Source organism: Sphingobacterium gobiense (assembly GCF_002980575.1).
In the GTDB taxonomy this organism is placed as follows: domain Bacteria; phylum Bacteroidota; class Bacteroidia; order Sphingobacteriales; family Sphingobacteriaceae; genus Sphingobacterium; species Sphingobacterium gobiense.
In genome coordinates this window covers 313,291-335,353 of the sequence record NZ_PVBS01000002.1, presented here as the reverse complement: position 1 = coordinate 335,353, position 22,063 = coordinate 313,291, and the positions used below count along the sequence as shown (strand labels likewise).

The window sequence follows — 22,063 nt, the reverse complement described above, 5'->3', positions numbered from 1 at the left end:
GTTTTTTATTATGGATTAATTTTATGCGTATGATTTTCTTGATTCTGCCGGTAAACGTTATAAGAACCATCAGGTTTTTCTTCAAACCGGAGATCGTTAATTAGGCAAATGACGGTTAAGACATCGTTGATAGCTTCGCGTTGCGGATCAATAACGCCCGTATAAAGGATATCGTTGATGTTATTATCTCGGATCCGTATGGTCGTTTGATAAACTTCTTGTAACATCACAAACACATCCTGCAATGGGATGTTGTCTAATTGCAGCAGGTTTTTATTCGTTGCCACCGCTTTAATCTGCGTTGATTTTTCAAATTCTGACGCGTCACCTTTGCGGTGTTGAACAACTCGCATGTCGGCGTCAAATAAGAGATTAGCACCTTTACGATCCAATAACACACTTTCAAAAGCCGGTATACCGGCCGTGGAAGCTACCAGAACCTTTCCCGTATGAAGCGCTACGCTGGTATGTCGATTTTCGACATACGTATCGATAGTAAAGGAAGTACCGAGCGCTGTAGTTTTTGTTTCTCCCGCAAATACGCTAAACGGCCTTTTTGCATCATTTTCTACATCAAAAAAAGCTTTGCCATCCAGGTGTATTTCACGTGTCGCTTCCGAAAAATCGGATAAATATCGGATACTGCTCTTCTCATATAAGTGTACGGTAGAACGGTCAGGTAGCCGAATGGTGTCCACGCGTATAGACTCGTTAGTAATGACTACCCACTCTGGCTGTGATGTGGTATCCCGGAATACCAAAACCGATTTGTCAGATGGAAGGGATGCTTCCCAGAAATGAAACGAGATAAACAGCAGTAGAGCCGCCGCGATACCTACCTGTACTATTCGATTGGAACGCCGAAGATGGTGTTCCCGTTTTAGGATTCTTGCATTTTCACGTAATATCTCTTCATCGATGTGCTGTGCCATTTTTCGAGACGGCACATGATCACGTGTCGTACCATCATATTGCTGCCATTCGGCATCCTTAAAGATGTCTTCGATAATCGTAGGATCTTCCCAGATTTTTCTACGTGCCTGTTGCTTTGCTTCAGACATGCGGCCTTTACCACCTCGTTTTCTTCCGAACTTCATATTAGTATTACGTCGCCCGAAGAGGTATCCCTAGTGACTTAATAATTATTTAATAATGGCAACCGTAATTCTTATTGGATTAGTTCGATCAAATGAGGCATGGCAGCCCCATGAAGACAGCGCTCCCGCGAGATAATCGCGATTCTTCTTGATAAACAGACAAATACTTTTCACAATTACAACATCACCGAGTAGAGATGCTGTTTTAACTGCAAAAGGGCTTTACTGATATGGTATTCAACAGCTTTGGGCGAAATGGAAAACATATGGGCAATTTCTCTGTGGGATAAGCCCTGTTTGCGGCTTAACTCAAAGACCAGCCGTCTCATTTTAGGCATATTCTCAATGTCCTTTTCCATAATCTGCAACAGATCTTTGCTTTCTATCGCTTCGACCAGACTGTCGGTAAGGGGTGTTTCAGCGGACTCTCCTTCATATTTAAAGCGGGTAGCTTCTTTCCGTAGCACGTCAATCATCACCTGCCGGGCCATACCAAACAATTGCACATCGATACCCAGCTTCTCGCTGAGTATCCCACGTTGCTTCCACAGTTTGATAAAGGTGAGCTGGGTAACCTCTTCAGCCACATATGCCGACTTCGTACGTTGCAATATAAAGCCGTAAATCTGCGGATGATAACGGTTAAAAACATGCTGGAACGCGTGTTGATCGTCCTTTTTTATTGCCTTGATATGCTCCATAAAGTGCACAAATTTAGTCGGTTTACAAGTAGCACATGGTTAATCTGATGTTACATTTTTATGAATTCATAAATAACATCCTGTATTCGGCTTCTTATATTTAAATCCAGTAGTCTTGTTGAGACCTGAGGATGAACCCTATTGGACAAGAAAATATATACCAGCTGATTTTTTGGATCGATCCAGACACAGGTTCCGGTATAACCGGTATGCCCAAACACGGACGCATTTGCCAACCGGGATGGGTATTCTTTTTTCTTATCCGGATCTGTACGATCAAACCCTAGCCCACGTCTGCTACTTGACGACTGCCTAGAGGTGAATAAATCGATCGTCTCCGGTCTAAAATACCGAATTCCCCCATATTCACCTCTATTTAACAATAATTGACCGTAGATAGCCAGATCATTTGCTGTACCAAAAAGCCCCGCATGCCCAGCCACACCACCGGCCATTGCCGCTCCCTCATCGTGTACATATCCTTGCAATAGCTCTTTTCGAAAAACGGTATCGTGCTGCGTTGGTACGATCCGGCCCTTTGCAAACCGCTGACGCGGATTGTAGCCTGCGGTTTTCATGCCTATAGGCTGATAAAGCAGCTCCTGTACGTAGTCCTCCATGGGCTTAGACGTCATACGTTCCGCAATTTCTTTCATCACGTACATACTGATATCGCTATATACATAGTTACCAGCAGGTTTTACGGGAGATTCCATCATTTGCGGCCACATGACATCTCTGTAATAGTTGTTCCGGAGGTAGGCTCTATCCGCCACACGTACTTGATGAGCTGTATCTGGTTCATAAACTAAATCCCCCGGTTTCAGATTTCGATAAAATGGGATAAAAGGCGTAAACCCTGCTTCATGCAACAGCACGCTGCGAAGTGGAATATTCTTTTTATTGGTTTCTTGAGCCTGTCCCAGATAGCACCCCAGTGTGCTGTCTAGACTAATGATATCCCGCTCCTGTAAATGCATCACCACCGGAGTCGTTCCTGCTATTTTACTGACGGACGCGAGATCGAATATATCCGAAGTTTTCGTCGTTACGTTTCCGTGATAGGTATGTGTACCATACGCTTTATCGAAAATAACTTGCCCATTTTTCACCGCCATAACGACTAGCCCTGGTGTCGCACGCTTCCGAATAGCCTCCGTGGCAATGGCGTCAATCTTTTTCGTCATATTTTCAAGATCCAATCCGCAGGAACTTTCCGTAGCATACTGTAAGCGAGTCTGTTCGGTTTTATTCTGCCCTTGCGTAATGGCTAGCCCACCGAAAATCGACATTGCGGCATACTGCTGCGCTTCCTTATTAAATTCGGGGTAAACCAATTCCGAAAACTTACCTTGCAAACGATCAGGCGACCAGCTGGAAGTTGTTTTCCTATTTTCAAACCGCACGACAATAATCTGCTTTTTGTGCACCATCGATTGCTGAACCATCAATAATAAGTCGTTTCGAAGATCTTCTCGCGTACCGACTACAATGATGGTATTGTGATATTTCGTGTGCTCTTCATATTGGTTAAAATCAAAGCTTTTTACATCAGCATAACGTTCTACCATGTTCACAAAGTGAGCATATTTATTTGGAAAAGCCGTAACTACCGCTATACGATGTCTATCCAAACGTTTGAGAGGCACTAACCCTCCCGCATTTTGGATCATAGTCACTTTATTAACAACGGGCTGTTTATATTGAGCGACACTACGCGACGTATATAATAATAGTAATAAGCAAAAATAAGTTAGTAGACTTTTCATTTCATTACTGATTTAAACCATAAATGTATAAAAATATACGCAAGATTTGTACCTTCCCCTCATTTACATTAAAGGTCGCCTCCGGATATTTGAGTCATGTAGAAACATTCCTTAGCACTATCCCTTATTTTAAATATCCGCAGCGACGATTTTTTGGTTCTTTTCTGAGGTAAAAAAGAACCAAAAAATTCTATATTTGATTTATGCCTGAAGTAATAGACAATAAGACTATTTTTTCTCTTTTGGAGGTATCCCGTAGTATTCAAAAAACCATCGCGGAACGATACAAAAGTCTATATTGGATCAAGGCCGAGATGAACAAGTTAAACCATTACAGCCATTCGGGCCACTGTTATCCAGAACTGGTCGAGAAAAGAGAGGGTAAGGTGGTAGCAGAAATGCGTTCTATACTTTGGAAAGCTGATTATCACCGTATCAACGATCAGTTTCGTTCGCTGTTAAATGAACCATTACGGGATGGCATCACCATTTTATTCCAAGCAGCCATTTCTTACGACCCATTATATGGATTTAGCCTTAAAATCGTAGACATAGATCCTACATTTGTGTTGGGCGAATTGGAAAGGGAGAAACGAGAAAGTATCCGGAAGCTTCAGACAGAGGGCATATTCAGTGCAAATAGAAATTTACGTTTTCCTCGCCTGCCCAAACGTCTTGCCATCATCTCCGTGGAAACAAGCAAAGGGCTGTCCGATTTTTTTAAAATCATTGATCGCAACCCATGGAAGTACAAATTTGAATACACATTGTTCCCCGCACTATTGCAGGGTGACAAATCCGTTCCATCTATTATTAGACAATTGGCAAACATTGCCGAGAAAACCGAGGAATTTGATACCGTAGCAATTATTCGTGGTGGCGGAGGAGACGTGGGCCTTTCCTCATACAACAACTATCAACTGGCCAAGGCTATCGCTATTTTTCCGATTCCAGTTATTACGGGTATCGGCCATTCCACCAATGAGACAGTAAGTGAAATGGTTGCGCACCAAAACGCCATTACTCCTAGTGAACTAGCCGATTTCTTGATACAAAAATTTCATCAATTTGCTATTCCGGTTGATGAAGTGCAAAACCGTATTATACAAGCTTCGAAAAGGCTATTTGAACAGGAAGAGCGTTTGTTAACGCAATTCAGTCAATCCTTATCCTGGAACGCTAAAACTGTACTTACTACCCAACAGCACAAATTGACGACATTAATGAACCATTTACAACTTTTTAGTATGCAATTGCTGAAAGACCGGCAGACAGCCATTAACAACATACAGCGGTTAATGCAATTAGCAGATCCAAAGCAACTGTTAAAAAAAGGATTCAGTATTACTAAAATTAACGGTCATGCCATTACACAAGATACTGCTGTGAAAGCGGGCGACGAAATCGAAACCACCCTATACGAAGGAACAGTGCGCAGTAAAGTAACGAGATAAAATTATGTCCCAGCAATATGACGGAAAATACATACACCTATAACGATGCATTCGAAGAGCTTCAATTAATTGTCTCGGAAATTGAATCTGGACAAACTAATGTTGACGAGCTTACAGAAAAGATACGTCGAGCATCCCAATTAATAGCCATTTGTAAGGCCAAGCTGACGTCCTCTGAAGAGGAAGTAGAAAAATTGTTGGCGAAACTGGCAGAAACCACAGTAGACAGCACCGGCCAAGAAGTCACGGGGAGTCATGAAGAGGAATAAACAGATTAAAACATAGCCCAATGAGGTGTCCTAGTGTTGGGCTATGTTTAATGGATAATAAATTTATACCGTGACTTTAGTTCCGACAGGCTTGCCCGCTATGATATCTAAGATAACGCGATCTTTCTTGCCGTTGGCAATATATGTTGGTATACCTTTGGCTGCTGTATTCTTCGCAACTTTAAGTTTGGATTTCATTCCACCACGACCGGAAGTCTCTCCTTTATTTGTCTTAGCGACATATTGCTCTACTTGTTGATCAACCTTGATTTCGCTGATGAGTTCCGAACCTTCATCTGCCGGATGCCCTGTATAAAATCCGTCAATATCGGTTAATATGATGAGCATATCAGCATGGATTAATTCCGCAATTAGACTGGCCAGCTCATCATTGTCCGAAAACATAGAATGTGATACGGATACGGCATCATCCTCGTTTGCTATTGGGATAACGCCTTCTGCCATCAATCCCTCATAGCAATTAATCATATTAGTACGGTGTTCCCCCGGATTAAAATCGCGTTTAGTGGCTAATACCTGCGCACATCGCATACCGTAATTCTGAAAAAGCGTATAGTAATGTCGCATTAGCCGAGGTTGGCCTATAGCCGAATAAACCTGTCTGCGCTGGGATTTATCTTCTATCACGCTATCGCCTAAAATCTCCCGGCCGGCATTTACCGAACCGGATGAGACCAATACCGTCATAATATCTTCTTCGTATAATTCCGCTACTTGATCAACCAATTTATTCAGCGCCGGTTGCATAATACGATTGTCCCGATTGGTCATGACACTTGTCCCTATCTTAACGACAATTCTCTTTTTATACTTATGCATGTTGTTTATTATTCTCCTTCCCCAGCTGTACGGCCCGGTCGAACGCGGCATAAGCTGCATCTTTAATTAATTCTTTGACATTATTTTCTTCCATGGAATCCAGCGCTGCACGAGTTGTACCGCCTTTGGATGCGACCCTATCCATCCATGCAGTAGGATTTATGTCTGAACTGTTGAACAACTCAACGGCTCCTTGGAATGTCTGTGCAACCATCAAACGTGCATCTTTCTCACAAAAGCCCATTTTTACAGCAGCCTCCATCATCGATTCCATAAAATAGAATACATAAGCCGGTCCTGAACCGGATATCCCTGTGGATTTATCAATTTCCATTTCGTTGGCAAGCTTAATAGACCGTCCTGTGGTATCAATCAACTTTTCCACGGTCAATAACTCCAATCGTGAAACTTCTTTAGAGCCTACAAAGGACGTGAATCCATGTCCTACCTGCGCAGCAAGATTAGGCATTGCACGGACTACCTTCTTTATGCCCATAGCTTCCTGCATGGTCTTTATCGTAACACCCGCCATAATAGACACGAAAATTTGGTCCGGTTTTTTGTGCTCTTTAATTGCTTCAAAAACTTCGTCACTGTGGTAAGGTTTCACAGCAATAAATACGATGTCTGCTTTCGGCAAACAATCTGCTAGTCTCTCGTAGACATCGAACGTGCCTTCCGCCCGTAATTCGGCAATTTTTTCTGCCGAATTGTCTAAAATCATCAAATCTTTTTCTTTCAATAAGTCTGATTGGGCCATCCCTTGAGCATACGTTAGCCCCATGTTTCCGGCGCCAATTACTAGAATCTTCATTTAATTATTTTTTTAATAGATAACATTAGTTCGCTAATAACCCCACAAGGAACGTGCTGAAAATTAAGATGATGCAAAATCAGCAGATATATTCTTTAAAATAAACTGTACAAAGCGCTGTTAAGTAGGGGCTTAACCTACTTCGAAACTTTTTTCACATTTTTTCCAATATAACAAATGTCAGTCCTGTCAAAATGACCAGAAAAGCCGACACATTTTGGCATGAAGAGAATATGTACTTATCTTGCCAGCACCGTTTTCATGCGAGCGCGGGCTATAACTTTGTTTTCAAGTTTTGTTTCTATTTCTACCAGCGTAACACCCATGAATTCTTGTAGGATCGTTATGGTAGAAAAAACCGTTTCTCCTATTTTGGGCAGCCCATGAATCGCTACATTCTGCATAGAACCGATATAGCCCATCGGTGCGTTTTCGCCCTTCAGAAAATGGCTATATCCCGTGTGTAAAGCAACCGACTGCGCCATATGCTCAAGCAAACCGCTTTCGGCTAATTTTTCATCATCGACGAACACGCCGCCTGCTTTTACAAAAAACGTCGATTCCAATCCGCTATCGTAATAACTTTCTAAACTCGAAACCATCACAATAGGTGCTCGTTGGGGAATGAGTTTTAATAATGCTTCGTCTGAAATAGGAAGAGACATCATTTCCAAAAATCAAAAAAGTTAAACCATTGTAGTGGATATTTCTGCAAGATACGTTCCACACTGTTTGTATAGGCCGCAAGAAACGAATGAGGGTCGCGCTGTTTTACATCTAAAGCTCTACGCGCATAAAGATGATAACGAAGTCCGGGCTCGCGCATTACATAGACAAAAATAACGGGAGCAGCTAAGCGCGAAGCGATACGAAAAGGTCCTGCAGGAAAATACGCTTCTTTACCAAGTAAGGGAGCAGTCAGCGTCTTAGTGCCATCAAAATACCGATCCCCTGTGAAACAGATAAGTTCATTATTCGACAAGGCTTCGTTTATCGCAAAGACGTGGGACATATCTTCTTGAATATGGATGAATTTAACACCGGGTTTTTCAGAAATACTTTCGATATATTCTTTGATAATTGTGCGCTCTTGGTCAACCGTTACCAAATTGATCTGAAGGTCCAGATCAATATCAGCAAAAAATTTATCCGCAATTTCAAAATTGCCCACATGTGCCGATATAAGTACCCCCCCATTTTTATTCGTCAAAACTTCTTTTAAGATGTCTATTCCATCAAATTCATAAGTAAACCGATCCCGCAAGCCGGAAGAAATCGCGACTTTATCGATGATGGTCTGGCCGAATACAAAATAGGTTTGATAAACTTTCCAAAATGCTTTCCAAGCACCGTAACCCTGCCGTTGACGCAAGTAATAATAAATAGCTCGAAAACTTATAGGAGAGAAAAGAAAATAGTAAAATGCTACAAAAACGAGTAAACTATAGGCCGCACGGACACCTAGTTTTTTGATTAAAAAGACAAATATCCTGTAGCCAAGGACTGTTCCTTTTGATTTTCCGTCCCATTGGCTCATGTCCCCCCCTATTTAGTTCCTTACCACCATTTTTTGTTCTACAACATTATAGAAATCCTGGAAAGTAACCACGCTTTCGAAATCTGCTTCCACTAATTTAACACCGAAGTTGGATTCGATAATAACAACCAAGTCCACATAGTCTAAACTATCTAGGTCAAGAGATTCTTTTAAAGACGCTTCCGGACTGATAATCTCCTCATCTACCTCAAACTCATCCACCAAGATTTCATTTATCTTTTGATATATACTCGCTTTATCCATCGTTAAATTTCTTGACCACCAATGCGGAATTGGTCCCACCAAATCCGAAAGAATTAGACAAATATATATCAAATTCTTGTTTTATGGCATGAGAAACAAAATTTAATTCCTTGATATCATCATCTGGCTCATCCAAATTAATGTTGGGCGCTATAAATCCATGCTGCATCATCAGGGTAGAATATACGATTTCCGACGCTCCTGCCATCCAACATTCGTGTCCCGTCATGGATTTTGTAGAACTGACATACGGTTTATTCCCAAATACCTCTAAAATTGCTTTAGCTTCATTTGCGTCACCAATCGGTGTCGACGTCGCATGAGCATTGATATAGGCAATATCCTCTGCTCGTATATTGGCCTGCGCAAGTGCTCGTCGCATGGCTTTTGCCGGTCCTTGGATATTAGGGGTTGATATATGGCCGCCATTAGAAGAAAAACCGTAGCCTATTATTTCTGCGATGATTGGCGCGCCTCTATTTATGGCTGATTCATAACTTTCCAGTATTACCGTTGCTGCCCCTCCACTAGGAACCAAACCAGTACGTCTTTTATCGAAAGGCCTTGAAGCCTGTTGTGGGTGGCCAATTTCCGTTGCAAAGACTCCCAGACCATCAAAACTCGCCATGGCATAGGGGTTAATTTCCTGCGCACCACCACAGATAATCATATCCTGCAGCCCTTGCTGAATAAACATGTAGCCTAGACCAATGGCGTGCGAGCCGCTAGCACAAGCAGCACTAATCGTCATGTTAATCCCAGATAATCCAAAAATAGTAGCCAAATTCATGGTTACGGTAGAATTCATGGATTTGAAGATAGCTCCAGAGCCGATAAGCTGGGTATCTTTCTTCTCGCGTACAATATCCGTTGCTTCAATAACCGCCTTAGAGACACTGTCGTTGCCGAACAAAATACCCACCTCTCGTTTACTCAGATCATCTGCCAGTAATCGGGCTTGCACGAGTGCTTCTACGGTTGCCATATAAGCATACTCAGACTCTTCGCCCATACTTATACGTTGACGTCTATTGAGCGCTTTCTTTAGATCTGGCGCGGGTACAGAGCCTGTTAATGGAGATTGAAACCCAAAAGCTAACCGTTCCTTATCCATCACAATACCCGATCTCCCCTCAAAGAGTGATTGTTTAACTTCTCCTAAATTTGTACCGATGCAGGAATAGATACCCATCCCCGTAATGACCACACGTTTACTCATCCGACAATCTTACGTATAAATTCCACCATTTATATTGATTACTTCCCCCGTGATATAACCAGCTTTCCTTGATGCAAGAAAACAGACTAAATCAGCGACCTCTTCTACTTCCCCAAATCGGTTTGCCGGAATAAGCGTCTTCAATTCCTTTTCGTCCATTCCTACCGTCATATCCGAACGTATAAATCCTGGAGCAACTGCGTTAACCGTAACGTTTCTCTTCGCAATTTCTTGTGCCAATGCTTTTGTAGCCCCCACAACACCAGCCTTTGCCGCCGAGTAATTGACCTGCCCCGCCGTTCCTTTGACACCCGAAACTGAAACGATATTAATGATTCGTCCGTACCGTTGACGCAATAGCTTTTGGATGAAAAAGTGGGTTACGTTATAAAAGCCCTGTAAAGAAACGTCCATCACAGAAGACCAGTCTTCCGGACGCATCCACATAAATAGACTATCCTTCGTGATACCGGCATTATTAACGAGGACTTCTACGATCGCTTCAGGGTGACGCTCACTCCATATATTTAGTACCTCTTTTACTTCGGTTGCATTTCCAACGTCGAACTTGATGATTTCGCCAGTTGCGCCCTCGTCTTGTAACGCGGCCAACGTTTGTTTAGCCGCTTCTTCATTTCCTTGATAATTAATCAGCACATGATATCCCAATTCGCCAGCTAATTTTTTACAGATTGCCCGCCCTATACCTCTCGATCCGCCTGTTACTAGAGCACATTTCATATTCTATAATCCGTTAATAACGTCTATTTCTTCATCAAATATTCCTTGACCTGCTGAATGGCAGGATAAAGTGGTTTGTCGTCCGAAAAGGCCGGAATAATTGCACTAATTTCATCATACACCGCTTTTGTTTTTGAAGATACAAAATTTTGATAATTTAAAATATCAATTGCTTGTCGCACAGCTATAATTTGTACCGCCAGTACTTCAAATGCGTTGACGATGACACGATTCGCTATTACCGCAGCATTTGCCCCCATACTCACAATATCTTGGTTATCGTTGTTATTTGGAATACTGTGTACATACATGGAGGCAGAAAGCGTTTGATTTTCAGCAGTGGTGGATGTAGCCGTAAATTGTGCTCCCTGCATCCCAAAATTAAAACCAAGCTTACCCATATTTACAAACGGGGGCAGCAACTCATTGATTTTAGCATTCATGAGATAGTTTAATTGCCGTTCCGACAACATAGTAAGTCGTGTAATCGCCAACTTTAATTTATCCATTTCCAAGGAGATATAATCGCCATGAAAGTTCCCTCCATGATAAACGTTTTGGTCTTCCACCGAAATAATAGGATTGTCACTAACTGAGTTCAGTTCATCTTCGAGTACTTTCCCCGTATGCTGAATAGTCTCCAAAATCGGTCCTAAAATCTGTGGAACACAGCGCAGGGAATAGTATTCCTGCACCTTATCTTTAAAAATGTCTTCTTGATTATTACCGGAATACAAATCTTCCTCACGCTTTTTTATCAGGGCACTATCTATTAAATGTTCCCGCATACGAGCGGCAACCTGATTTTGTCCAACATGCAACTTTACCGTATTCAAACTTACCGAATAATGATCGTCATGCGCCTTTACAATTTCATTCATCGCGCAAGAAAGCCAAATCGACCAGTCCAGCAACTTAGCTGCATAGAAGTAATTGACAATGCCTATGCCTGTCATCACAGACGTGCCATTGATCAATGCCAGCCCTTCACGTACCACGACATCAATGGGCTTTAATTTTTCTTCCTCAAAAACGGCTGCGGTAGACCTGCGTTCATTTTTATAAATAACCTCCCCTTCTCCGATTAACACAAGGGCCAGATGCGCCAGTTGTACCAAATCGCCACTTGCCCCCACGCCACCATGAGCAAAGATCACGGGCGTAATATTTCGGTTGATCAATTCTTTGAGTAGCTCAATAACACTCGAATGAATACCGGACTTCCCTTTAGAGAGGTTTGTCAAACGTGTCAGCATGGTTGCCTTTACATGGAGAGAGGACAAGATATCGCCAGTACCGGCAGCATGGCTACGGATCAAGTTGTATTGTAACTGATTCGTATCCGCATCTTGTATACGGTACTGTGCCATAGGTCCAAACCCCGTATTCACGCCATAGATCACTCTATTGGCGGCAAATTCTTTTAGGAAAGTGTGACTTTCTTCGATCGCTCGGAGCACCTCCTGTTCTACGCCAAGAGGCTCATCCTTAAATACAACCGCATAAAATTGAGACAGTGTTAATTCTTTATCTACCGAAATCATTATATTTCTGTATTCGTGCTATTTTTTGTTTCCCACAGAAAAGCACAGATTTTACTGTTATTTTTGCGGGGCAGGATCATATTGAACCATTGCAAAAATACTATAATTTAATTTTATTCGCTTAATTCATCAAATTATGAATGTCGAGGAAGTAGACATTTTAATTATCGGCGCCGGTCCATCGGGCTGCGTGGCCGCTGGGTATCTAGAACAACAGGGTGTTCGCATCAAGGTTATCGAGAAATCCAAGTTTCCTCGTCTGGTTGTAGGAGAGAGTCTCATTCCTCGCGTAATGGATCACTTTAAAGAAGCCGGACTGTTGCCCGCATTAGAAGCGCAAAATTTTCAAAAAAAGCCTGGCGCACGTTTTATTCGAGGCGAAGTCGTTAGTATTTTTGATTTTGGCGATAAATTTGGAGAAGGATGGGATTGGACCTGGCAAGTGCCACGTGCAGACTTTGATTACGCCATGACACAAGCGCTGCAGCGAAGGCAGGTCGACATTGCTTTTGAGACAACCGTTTCGGCGATCGAATTTGAGGGTACTAACTCTTTAACCACCGTTCAAGATAAGGAAGGAAACCGCTCACAAATAAAAGCGAAATTTGTTATCGATGCCAGCGGATATGGACGGGTCCTTCCACGTCTATTGCGCTTAGACAAGCCATCAGCACTAAATCCGCATTCCGCCATCTTTTCCCATGTTAAGGATATAAATCGCCCCGAAGGTATAGAAGGTACTCAAATTTCATTTGACGTATTAGATCGAGAAGTGTGGCTATGGGTCATTCCTTTTTCCAATGGAATGACAAGTCTAGGCATTGTTGCGCATACTGATTTTATCGAACAATTGAAAGGAGACGACGGTACCGCGAAAGCCTTAGAAAGAGCGATTAAGCTATCCGATTTCTATGTCAAGCGTTTTGCAAATGCCGCCTTTGAATTTGAACCTATTCATCTTAAAAACTATGCTGCAGCTGTCTCTAAAATGTTCGGAGATGGATTTGCATTAACGGGCAATAGTGCCGAGTTCCTAGATCCCGTATTTTCTTCAGGCGTATGTTTTGCAACTGAATCGGGTATTCTTTCTGCAAAACTAGCCTACCGACAGTTGCAAGGGGAGAAAATTGATTGGCAGGTGGAATATGCCGACTATATGGAATACGGCATCAGTGTCTTCACGACCTATGTGAAAGAATGGTATACAGGCAACCTCCAAACGCTTTTTTTCCATCGTCCCGAAAACCTGGATGTAAAGCGTAAGATATGTGCGGTACTGGCGGGCTATGTCTGGAATAAAGAGAATCCATTTGTCAAAAAGCATGATCGGGTAATCCGCACCTTGGCTTATATGTTGGGGGGTGATAAGTGATGAATTATAAGTGAGAAGTGATAAGTGCGGAAACTATTCATCTTCTGATTTCGGTGGTGGTGTTTTGGTTATACCTGCCTTGAATCTTGGCTTGAAACCCGCTGGCTTGCTTGATGGAGTTGCCGGCTCTGCTGGTTTGTCCTCCTCGTCCTTAGGTTTTTCCGGCTCGACCGCTTTTGTTGCACCAGCTTTAAACCTTGGCTTGAAACCCGCCGGCTTGCTTGATGGAGTTGCCGGCTCTGCTGGTTTGTCCTCCCCCTCCTTAGGTTTTTCCGGCTCGACCGCTTTTGTTGCACCAGCTTTAAACCTTGGCTTGAAACCCGCCGGCTTGCTTGATGGAGTTGCCGGCTCCGCTGGTTTATCTTCCCCCTCCTTAGGTTTTTCCAGCTCGACCGCTTTTGTTGCACCAGCTTTAAACCTTGGCTTGAAACCCGCCGGCTTGCTTGATGGAGTCTCGGCTTCTCTTGAGCGTGGAGACAGTTCTTCCAATATCTCCACTGCAACAGATTGATCTTTGACAGCAGTTTCCTCTTCCTCAATCAACGCGTACTGCTTTCTTAGTTTATTAAACCAATATTTCTTGGTATGGTCAAAACTTTTTTCCCCCATTTGAGTATAATGCTGCCTAAACTCGTCATACAACACGCGATTATCGCCCCGTAGCTGTGACAAGTCTATTTTCTTCTTGGCAAAAAAATCCTCAAATGTCATCACGAATAATTACTCCATATTATGATACACCGCCTGTACATCGTCATCCTCTTCAATCTTATCGATCAGTTTGAGCACATCAGCAGCTTGTTCTTCATTTAATGCCGTATGAGATAAGGCGATACGCTCTAGTTTGGCAGACTTCACTTCGATCTCTTTTTCCTCTAAAAGGCTTTGCATATTTCCAAAATCCTCAAATGAAGTTTGAACCACAACAATATCATTACCTTCTTCATCAGCTTCTACATATAACTCTTCCAACCCTCCATCAATCAGCTCCAGTTCTAATTCTTCCACATCGAAGTCGTCTGCGGCCTCAAATCGGAAAATCGATTTCCGCTGAAAGATAAAGTCAAGTGACCCGGTCTTGCCCAATGAACCGCCCGATTTAGTAAAATAACTTCTAATATTGGCCACCGTGCGGTTGGTATTATCAGTTGCCGTTTCTATCAAAACTGGTACACCATGGGGGCCATATCCTTCATAAACATATTCTTCATATCCTTTCGCGTCCTTTTCAGAAGCCCTTTTAATAGCTGCTTCAACACGATCTTTTGGCATATTGACCGCTTTAGCATTTTGAATAGCCGTACGCAAACGAGAGTTGTTTTCCGGATGTGGACCGCCCTCTTTTACCGCGATGGCTATCTCTTTTCCTAAGCGTGTAAACTGCACGGCCATTTTGGCCCAACGTTTAAATTTTCTTTCTTTCCTAAATTCAAAGGCTCTGCCCATTGTTTTATACGTTTGTTTTGAGGTTCGCAATCATATCTTCTGTTATTGACGCCAAATCAAACTTTGGTTCCCAGCTCCAATCGTTACGCGCATAAGAATCATCGATGCTTGCAGGCCAACTGTCGGCAATCGCTTGACGGGGGTCATAATCAACATAAGACATCTCAAAATTAGGAAGAATTTTTTTAATTTCTTCGGCAATCTCCGCAGGAGTGAAAGATAATCCCGCGAGATTATAGCTTGAGCGGATGGAGATCTGTTCACTAGGAGCATCCATCAGTTCGATAGTTCCACGCACCGCGTCTTCCATATAGAGCATGGGCAAAGCTGTGTTGGCCGAAAGAAAACACGCATATTGACCATGCTTGAGCGCTTCTATAAAGATATCGATAGCGTAATCTGTTGTCCCACCTCCCGGTGCAGTTTTCCAGGAAATTATCCCCGGATAGCGAATACTCCGAATGTCCAGATCATATTTATGATGATAATATTCACAAAGTCTTTCGCCTGCCAGTTTACTGACGCCATAAATACTAACGGGATCCATCACACAATATTGATCCGTATTTTGTTTGGGAGAGTGCGGTCCAAAAACGGCGATGGAGCTGGGCCAAAAAATTTTCTTAATATCAAATTCCAACGCAAGGTCTAATACATTTAACAGACCATTTATGTTGAGATCCCAAGCTTTTTGTGGATATTTCTCACCAGTCGCCGAAAGCATCGCCGCAAGCAGGTAAACCTGTGTGGGTTTATATTTCTCAAACAACCTCTTTAATGCAGATTTGTCCAATACGTTGATGATCTCAAAAATTTCATCTTCTCTTGATGCATGTGGTTCCCGAATGTCTGAAGTGATGACATTTTCGGCACCGAATCTACTGCGAAGCGCTGTTGCCAGCTCTGATCCAATTTGACCATTCGCGCCAATCATTATTATACGCTCTTTCATTGTGACAAAGTTAGCGCATTTTTTAGGCAAAATTGGACAGCAATCGATTGCTTAGTTTGTCCTTTTTCTATAGAAAAAACCAGAATTACAAATCTTTAAATATTCAGAGGAAAACATTACACGGTATTTAATAAATTGCAAAATATCTTTTTATTTTCGTACTTTTATGGGCTAGATTTATCGCAAAAAATTTAACATTTTAAACAAATTCAATTATGAAAGTTGCAGTAGTAGGCGCAACAGGCCTTGTAGGGTCAGAGATTTTGACCGTTTTAGCGGAACGTAATTTCCCGGTAACAGAGTTGATTCCTGTAGCATCGGAACGGAGCAAGGGTAAGGAAATCGAGTTTAAGGGAAAGAAGTACAAGGTCGTTACGCCAGCCGAAGCTATTGCTCTCCACCCTGATGTAGCTCTGTTTTCCGCAGGAGGCGAAACTTCAACAGCATATGCGCCACAATTCGCGGAAGCGGGTATTACGGTTGTTGACAACTCGTCGGCATGGCGTATGGACCCGACGAAAAAATTGGTTGTTCCAGAAGTGAACGGCGAAGTATTGTCCGCAGCGGATAAAATTATCGCAAACCCAAATTGTTCTACTATCCAAATGGTGGTGGTGCTTCAACCGCTACATGCGAAGTATAAAATTAAACGCGTGGTCGTATCTACCTATCAGTCTGTTACCGGAACGGGTGTAAAAGCCGTTAATCAATTGATGGATGAACGAGCAGGAAAAGATGGTGAAAAAGCGTATCCATATCAAATCGACTTAAACGTTATCCCTCATATTGATGTATTCCAAGACAATGGGTACACAAAAGAGGAAATGAAAATGATCAAGGAGACGAATAAGATCATGGGTGACGACTCCATCCGTGTTACAGCAACGACGGTCCGTATTCCGGTTATGGGAGGGCATTCGGAGGCTGTGAACATAGAATTTGAAAATGATTTTGACTTGGCTGAAGTACGTCAATTGCTAGCAGAACAAGAGGGTGTCATAGTGATCGATGATCCTGCAAATCTCCAATATCCTATGCCAAAAGATGCGCATGGTAAAGATGAGGTTCTAGTAGGTCGTATCCGTCGTGATGAGTCGCAAGATAAAACATTAAATCTTTGGGTTGTGGCAGATAACCTTAGAAAAGGAGCGGCAACTAACGCGGTACAAATCGCGGAATTGCTTCATAAAAAAGGATTAATATAATTTTTATGTTCTTTTTCCCCGTGAAAAAGAACCAAAACCGAACAAAGTGAGTTCATGGATACTAATAAAATAAACACGAATCCATAAACCTCGTCGCTTCAGATATTTGAGATAGTGGATAGTACGAAGAATGAGTTTCTACATACCTCAAATATCTGGATGCGACCGAAAAAGTTAAGGAGGGGGCAATGCAATTGTATTGTCCCTTCCTTAACACTTAAATGCCGCATGACAAAATTTTGATAACTGTAGAAAAAATATTCCGACACTACCCCATCCTATCAAAATTTTTAAGCGGCGAGTTTTTTTGCATACTTTTTTTGCGGAAAAAAAAGTATGAGCCAGTCGCGGCTTGAGCGACATGAAAAACCGTTTGGAATATGCTAAAAGAAGAAAGACAAGCCTATATCATTCATCAGATAAACCTACACAACAAGGTATTATCATCTGACTTAAGTGTACAGCTCAACGTGTCTGAAGATACGATACGACGCGATTTGAATGAGCTAGCCGAGAACGGACAGGTACTAAAAGTTTATGGAGGTGCTTTATCCAAATCTTTTCAATTCCCTTTTCAGGAGGGAAACGTGTATGCTAAGGAATCAAAAAAAGAAATCGCCCACAAGGCCATTGGCTTGATACAGAGCGGAATGACGGTATTGGTAGGCGGTGGAACAACCATGATTGAATTGGCGCGATCAGTCCCCAATGATCTGCAGTGTACGTTCTTTACCATCAGCCCGCTCGTTGCACTGGAGTTAGCGGAGAAAGATAACATTGATGTTATTCTTATTGGAGGGAAATTATCTCGAAACACAAATATTGTATCTGGTGCACAGGTCATCAATGAGCTCTCTGATCTACGGGTAGATCTATGTTTGTTGGGTACAAACAGTTTGTCCCTAGACGAAGGTATCACAGATTCGGACTGGGAAGTTGTCCAGATTAAACGGGCAATGATCAAATGTTCTAAGAACCTCGCTATCCTCAGTATTGCAGAGAAATTGAACTCTAATCAGAAAATGCGCGTTGCTCCGTTACGGGACGTCACCTACCTCGTTACGGACCTTGATCCCAAACACCCTAAATTAACGGAATTTGCTCATCAGATCGAAGTAAAGTAAATGTTTTTTAAGACGCATTGCGTTTTAATAATAGCATTTCGACTGGCTTGATGGTTATATACGCAAAATAGGCTTGCAATAACTTATTTTTAAAGCCCAGTAACTTAAGCCCTTCTTTTACCTTCGGTGTGTGCATGAGGGTTTGAAAAACGCGCTCCCGCCAATTCATACGCGCCAATGTGGTATTAATCCATTCTAAGTAGGCCGGGCGGATCACTTCGCGCAGCACTGAAACATTCAACGGCTCCAGCGGGTGGTTAAGAAGAGCGTCATAATTAAGGGAATTTTGATAGGTATATTGATGCTTTTCGTCTTCGAACAACAAATTATGTTTCTTGAAGAAATCCCGCTGCCATTGTCTGTTAGCCCTTCTTTCAGGAGCTAAGTTCAACATCGCTATGGCAATATCCTGGTCCAGAAAAGGAGAATATGCTTCGAAACCATAATGCTTCGGCAATGTAATCAAAAATTGCAACATCATCATCTTCGTTCGCATCGTGGCCAGTATTCGGTATTCTGGAACTTTCAAAAGTTCCTTTTGTTTTTCGAAGCGTGGCGCGACCAACGCTTCTTTATATCCTACACCCATTGCCGCTGCTGCATCCGCGCTCATGCCATGTGTATGACCAAGCTTGCGATATGATTCTAGTGTGTTTATTTCTGGGATAGCAACAGCACCAGCCCATGCATCCCCTATAATCCCACTTAACAGATGTAGTTTCGTGTTATTTTCGATGTTGGCGATCTGGTCAAAGAATTCCATGTGATACGTACCGGAAGCAGCTATAGACACACCATATAGAGCATACCATTCGGATATGTAGGTATTGAACTTACCGAGGTCTATCCTTCGCCAATGCGTACCCAGTCGCTCCGAAAGTGCTTTAGCATAGACAACCTCTCTGGATAGGTCTTGATTGTAGGAGGTTCCATAGGTATAGGCGTGAATCCTGTTCCGCTCCTTTAACAACACATTTAGTAAACGGGAATCAAACCCACCACTGGTCGGAATCAAAATATCTTCTTGAAATGATGATGCCCAGGTATTCACCCGCTCTTCCATCAGGTCGAGCACATCTTCCTCGTTGGTTTGCTTCCCCAAATTATCCACGATACGGTCTTCATACTCCTCCACCAGAATTTTACCGTCCACTACTCGCAACGTCTCATTAGGCAACAGGAACTTCACATGCTTAACAGGTGTACGTCCAAATACAGCATAACCATAATCTAGATAGGCTGCAAGTCCATGCGTATCAATTTCCAGATTAGCGTAGTCAACAACATCCTCTATGGAGGGACCAACAGCCCCTGTTTTTTCATGATAGAATACCGCTCCGCATCCTACCCAATTCCCTTTTATTGTTTCTATCATTTCCACTTCGATAATTTACGCTTCCCTATCTCCAGAAGCTCCAACCATACCACATTGCGGATTAGGTGACTACCTAGCAGATAGACCACTACAAATATACCACTTTGTAACAACAGCCTGACCAGATAGGATGTATCCCCTATAAAATAGGCCAATGTCCACACCACAGCAAAAGCGACCAGACTCATCATAAATGAAGGGCCTATATCCCTAAGCTGTTTGAACAAGCCGTATCCATATACCTTACTACTGGCCCACGTATTGATGCCATATAACACCAATCGTACACCAATCTGACCATAGATGATGCTCAAGATACCAAACGGATAGGTTAGCCATAAAACCAGTAGCGCCAATATTAGCTGACTTAGTTCCAACCATAGGGTATAATCGGCTTTTCCTTTTACATTTAAGAAGTTTGTATTTAAATCGATCAGCGAAAAAAATATACCGGCTAGACATAACAGTTGGAAATAGGGCACAGAAGGCAACCATTTGTCGGTCAACACGAGCACAAAGGCCGGTTCAGCAATAGCAATAGCACAAAAAACAGCCGGAAACAGTACGAAAGCCAATGTTTGCATCGATTTTCTACAGGCGTTAAGAAAACGCGGATAATCGTTTTGTATCGATGTCAACGTCGTCAATGTCGTCCCCTGTATAATGGAAGAAATTAGCGTACTAGGCGTCCCCCCCCATCTATTTGCCTGCGAATAATATCCCCTCTGTTGTAACGGAAAATGTTTCCCGATAACGGAATTATATACCTCCGAGAAGGATCTGCTCAATATCCTTCCCAACATAAAGGAAGAGGAGAATTTTAAATGTTGGCGTAGGATACTTGCTGAAAAGAAAAAGTTCAATTGCCAGTCGCCCCATATCCATAACATAACGGTACGGAAGCAGGAGTAAAGGAGAGTCTGGAATAACAAAGCCCAGACCCCAAATCCCAACAGTGCTAATGAAACGACTAATATACCCGAAAATAGGATAGCTAAGACGTTGATGCGCGCAGTCTCCTTGAATGCGAAACGCCGCAACAACTTCACATACTGTACGAGGCCAAGCGAATGTGTCAATATTTGCAGGAAAAGCACACGGGCATATAAGGCGAGATTATCGGTATGGTAGAAACGCTCTATCGCCGGCGCTGAAAAGAAAAGAAGGAGATAAAGCAGGATACTGACCAGCAGATTAAAAGCAAACATGCTGGCATAGTCTTTTTCATCAACCTTAACAGAACGCACCAATGAAGTCGCCAGGCCGCTATCCACGATTGATGTGGCAATGGTTGTAAAGATCGTCAAAACCATTACTACACCAAAATCTTCTTCGGGGAGCACACGAGCGGTGATTATACCTACTAATGTTATCGCCAATTGGTTTCCAAACCGGTCGATAGCATTCCAAAACAATCCTTTAAGGGTATTTTGCTTGATATTTTCGCTCATGCAAAGACATTGAAGTCACAAAGTTAGCAAGATTTCTGTACAAATTGGAGAAATTCTTCTATATGCGAACACAATTATATTGCCTATAAAAAAGAATTACTCATCATATTTTTTTTTAGGAATTCGTGAATGCGAAGCATTTTATTTAAGTTTGGTTTGAAGGCGTTGTTACAACTGCCTGCTAATAAAAAAATAAGCTCAGATATGCAAAAAGAAGGTTCCTATTCCACACTTTTAAAACCTAGAATACTTCGAGGATTACTTTCATTGAGCGTAAAAGGGTATTTCGTACAAAAGGGTTGGCTAAACGCTTATTTGACGAAGCAGGCGATATCTGCTGACGGAGAACCTATTCCTTGGTTGACGTATTCTTTCCTTGATTTTCTAGATGGACGGCTGAACAAAGCGTTATCATTATTTGAATATGGTTCTGGTAATTCCACCTTGTTTTTTGCAAAACAGATCCAGTTTGTCCGGTCTATTGAACACGATGAAAAATGGTACAATAAGATAAAATCAGCACTTCCATCTAATGCAGAAATCAGCTATGTCCCACTGGAAAACCAGCAATATGAAACGGTCATTTTACAAGAAGAGAAGCATTATGATATTGTCCTTGTTGACGGAAGAGAGCGTTTAAAATGCTTAAAAAATGCTGTTCAACGCTTGACGCCACAAGGTGTTATTCTTTTAGATGATGCCGAGCGCTCTAAATATGAAGAGGCTTTCTCTTTCATGAAAAGCTTAGGTTTTAAATATATTCCTTTTTCCGGAATCGCTATCGGAGCCATTCACGATAAACAGACGGTGGTATTTTATAAAGAAGAGAATTGCTTAGGAATTTGAGGCCAAATAAATATTAGCACGGTTTTTGAATCATTCTTCGTTC

General features: G+C 42.3%; 22 protein-coding genes. 6 read left to right on the top strand and 16 right to left on the bottom strand.

Annotated features, from left to right (window positions below; translation table 11 throughout):
* Positions 1-8 precede the first annotated feature (8 nt).
* From C5749_RS10625 to C5749_RS10615, 3 genes are all read right to left on the bottom strand, one after another.
* The gene (locus C5749_RS10625) at positions 9-1,097 is read right to left on the bottom strand and encodes a FecR family protein (RefSeq protein WP_105725868.1); all 1,089 of its coding nucleotides are present in this window, start codon (positions 1,095-1,097) and stop codon (positions 9-11) included.
* 176 nt (positions 1,098-1,273) lie between these two features.
* Positions 1,274-1,798: an RNA polymerase sigma-70 factor gene (locus tag C5749_RS10620; RefSeq protein WP_105725866.1), complete on the bottom strand. Its 525-nt coding sequence runs from the start codon at positions 1,796-1,798 to the stop codon at positions 1,274-1,276.
* A gap of 50 nt (positions 1,799-1,848) precedes the next feature.
* Positions 1,849-3,567, bottom strand: a complete 1,719-nt coding sequence (locus C5749_RS10615) for a serine hydrolase domain-containing protein (RefSeq protein ID WP_105725864.1) — start codon at positions 3,565-3,567, stop codon at positions 1,849-1,851.
* Positions 3,568-3,770: 203 nt separating this feature from the next.
* On the opposite strand from C5749_RS10615, the gene xseA reads away from it, so the two are divergent.
* Both xseA and xseB read left to right on the top strand, forming a co-directional pair.
* Entirely contained in the window at positions 3,771-5,021 is a 1,251-nt protein-coding gene (gene xseA / locus C5749_RS10610; RefSeq protein ID WP_105725862.1) for an exodeoxyribonuclease VII large subunit, read from the top strand.
* Between the two features lie 17 nt (positions 5,022-5,038).
* Entirely contained in the window at positions 5,039-5,290 is a 252-nt protein-coding gene (gene xseB / locus C5749_RS10605; protein WP_105725860.1) for an exodeoxyribonuclease VII small subunit, read from the top strand.
* A 63-nt stretch (positions 5,291-5,353) separates the two neighbouring features.
* Here the strand turns inward: xseB and proB are convergent, their stop codons facing one another.
* The 8 genes from proB to flxA form a co-directional block, all read right to left on the bottom strand.
* Entirely contained in the window at positions 5,354-6,130 is a 777-nt protein-coding gene (proB, locus tag C5749_RS10600) for a glutamate 5-kinase (protein WP_105725859.1), read from the bottom strand.
* Positions 6,123-6,944, bottom strand: a complete 822-nt coding sequence (gene proC, locus C5749_RS10595; protein WP_105725857.1) for a pyrroline-5-carboxylate reductase — start codon at positions 6,942-6,944, stop codon at positions 6,123-6,125. Before proC ends, proB begins: the two co-directional genes overlap by 8 nt.
* A gap of 239 nt (positions 6,945-7,183) precedes the next feature.
* Positions 7,184-7,612, bottom strand: coding sequence for a hotdog family protein (locus C5749_RS10590; RefSeq protein ID WP_105725855.1), 429 nt, complete (start codon positions 7,610-7,612; stop codon positions 7,184-7,186).
* Complete coding sequence (locus C5749_RS10585; protein WP_105725853.1) at positions 7,609-8,481, bottom strand: lysophospholipid acyltransferase family protein; 873 nt, start codon at positions 8,479-8,481, stop codon at positions 7,609-7,611. The genes C5749_RS10590 and C5749_RS10585 overlap by 4 nt, the downstream gene beginning before the upstream one ends.
* Before the next feature lie 12 nt (positions 8,482-8,493).
* Positions 8,494-8,745 carry an acyl carrier protein gene (locus C5749_RS10580; protein WP_105725851.1) on the bottom strand — a complete coding sequence of 84 codons (252 nt, stop codon included), beginning with the start codon at positions 8,743-8,745 and terminating at the stop codon, positions 8,494-8,496.
* A complete protein-coding gene (locus tag C5749_RS10575; protein ID WP_105725849.1) occupies positions 8,738-9,964 on the bottom strand; it encodes a beta-ketoacyl-[acyl-carrier-protein] synthase family protein in 1,227 nt (408 codons plus the stop codon). Before C5749_RS10575 ends, C5749_RS10580 begins: the two co-directional genes overlap by 8 nt.
* Positions 9,965-9,973: 9 nt before the next feature.
* Complete coding sequence (flxB, locus tag C5749_RS10570) at positions 9,974-10,705, bottom strand: flexirubin biosynthesis SDR family reductase FlxB (RefSeq protein ID WP_105725847.1); 732 nt, start codon at positions 10,703-10,705, stop codon at positions 9,974-9,976.
* A gap of 23 nt (positions 10,706-10,728) precedes the next feature.
* A complete protein-coding gene (gene flxA / locus C5749_RS10565; RefSeq protein WP_105725845.1) occupies positions 10,729-12,249 on the bottom strand; it encodes a flexirubin biosynthesis tyrosine ammonia-lyase FlxA in 1,521 nt (506 codons plus the stop codon).
* Positions 12,250-12,385: 136 nt separating this feature from the next.
* Between flxA and C5749_RS10560 the strand changes: the two genes are divergently transcribed.
* On the top strand, positions 12,386-13,621 hold the full coding sequence (locus C5749_RS10560; RefSeq protein ID WP_105725843.1) for an NAD(P)/FAD-dependent oxidoreductase: 1,236 nt from the start codon (positions 12,386-12,388) through the stop codon (positions 13,619-13,621).
* A gap of 33 nt (positions 13,622-13,654) precedes the next feature.
* Here the strand turns inward: C5749_RS10560 and C5749_RS10555 are convergent, their stop codons facing one another.
* From C5749_RS10555 to C5749_RS10545, 3 genes are read right to left on the bottom strand one after another with little or no spacing between them, the layout of a single operon-like run.
* Complete coding sequence (locus tag C5749_RS10555; protein WP_105725841.1) at positions 13,655-14,332, bottom strand: hypothetical protein; 678 nt, start codon at positions 14,330-14,332, stop codon at positions 13,655-13,657.
* A gap of 9 nt (positions 14,333-14,341) precedes the next feature.
* Positions 14,342-15,067, bottom strand: coding sequence for a YebC/PmpR family DNA-binding transcriptional regulator (locus C5749_RS10550; protein WP_105725839.1), 726 nt, complete (start codon positions 15,065-15,067; stop codon positions 14,342-14,344).
* A gap of 4 nt (positions 15,068-15,071) precedes the next feature.
* Positions 15,072-16,019 (bottom strand): NAD-dependent epimerase/dehydratase family protein, encoded by a 948-nt coding sequence (locus C5749_RS10545; protein ID WP_105725837.1) that lies wholly within the window; start codon positions 16,017-16,019, stop codon positions 15,072-15,074.
* A 215-nt stretch (positions 16,020-16,234) separates the two neighbouring features.
* On the opposite strand from C5749_RS10545, the gene C5749_RS10540 reads away from it, so the two are divergent.
* The gene (locus C5749_RS10540; RefSeq protein ID WP_105725835.1) at positions 16,235-17,224 is read left to right on the top strand and encodes an aspartate-semialdehyde dehydrogenase; all 990 of its coding nucleotides are present in this window, start codon (positions 16,235-16,237) and stop codon (positions 17,222-17,224) included.
* Positions 17,225-17,604: 380 nt separating this feature from the next.
* Positions 17,605-18,348: a DeoR/GlpR family DNA-binding transcription regulator gene (locus C5749_RS10535; protein WP_105725834.1), complete on the top strand. Its 744-nt coding sequence runs from the start codon at positions 17,605-17,607 to the stop codon at positions 18,346-18,348.
* 7 nt (positions 18,349-18,355) lie between these two features.
* On the opposite strand, the gene C5749_RS10530 is transcribed toward C5749_RS10535, so the two are convergent.
* Complete coding sequence (locus tag C5749_RS10530; protein WP_105725832.1) at positions 18,356-19,723, bottom strand: asparagine synthetase B family protein; 1,368 nt, start codon at positions 19,721-19,723, stop codon at positions 18,356-18,358.
* A complete protein-coding gene (locus C5749_RS10525) occupies positions 19,720-21,174 on the bottom strand; it encodes a lipopolysaccharide biosynthesis protein (RefSeq protein ID WP_105725830.1) in 1,455 nt (484 codons plus the stop codon). The genes C5749_RS10530 and C5749_RS10525 overlap by 4 nt, the downstream gene beginning before the upstream one ends.
* 204 nt (positions 21,175-21,378) lie before the next feature.
* Between C5749_RS10525 and C5749_RS10520 the strand changes: the two genes are divergently transcribed.
* On the top strand, positions 21,379-22,020 hold the full coding sequence (locus C5749_RS10520; RefSeq protein ID WP_146113735.1) for an O-methyltransferase: 642 nt from the start codon (positions 21,379-21,381) through the stop codon (positions 22,018-22,020).
* Positions 22,021-22,063 lie beyond the last annotated feature (43 nt).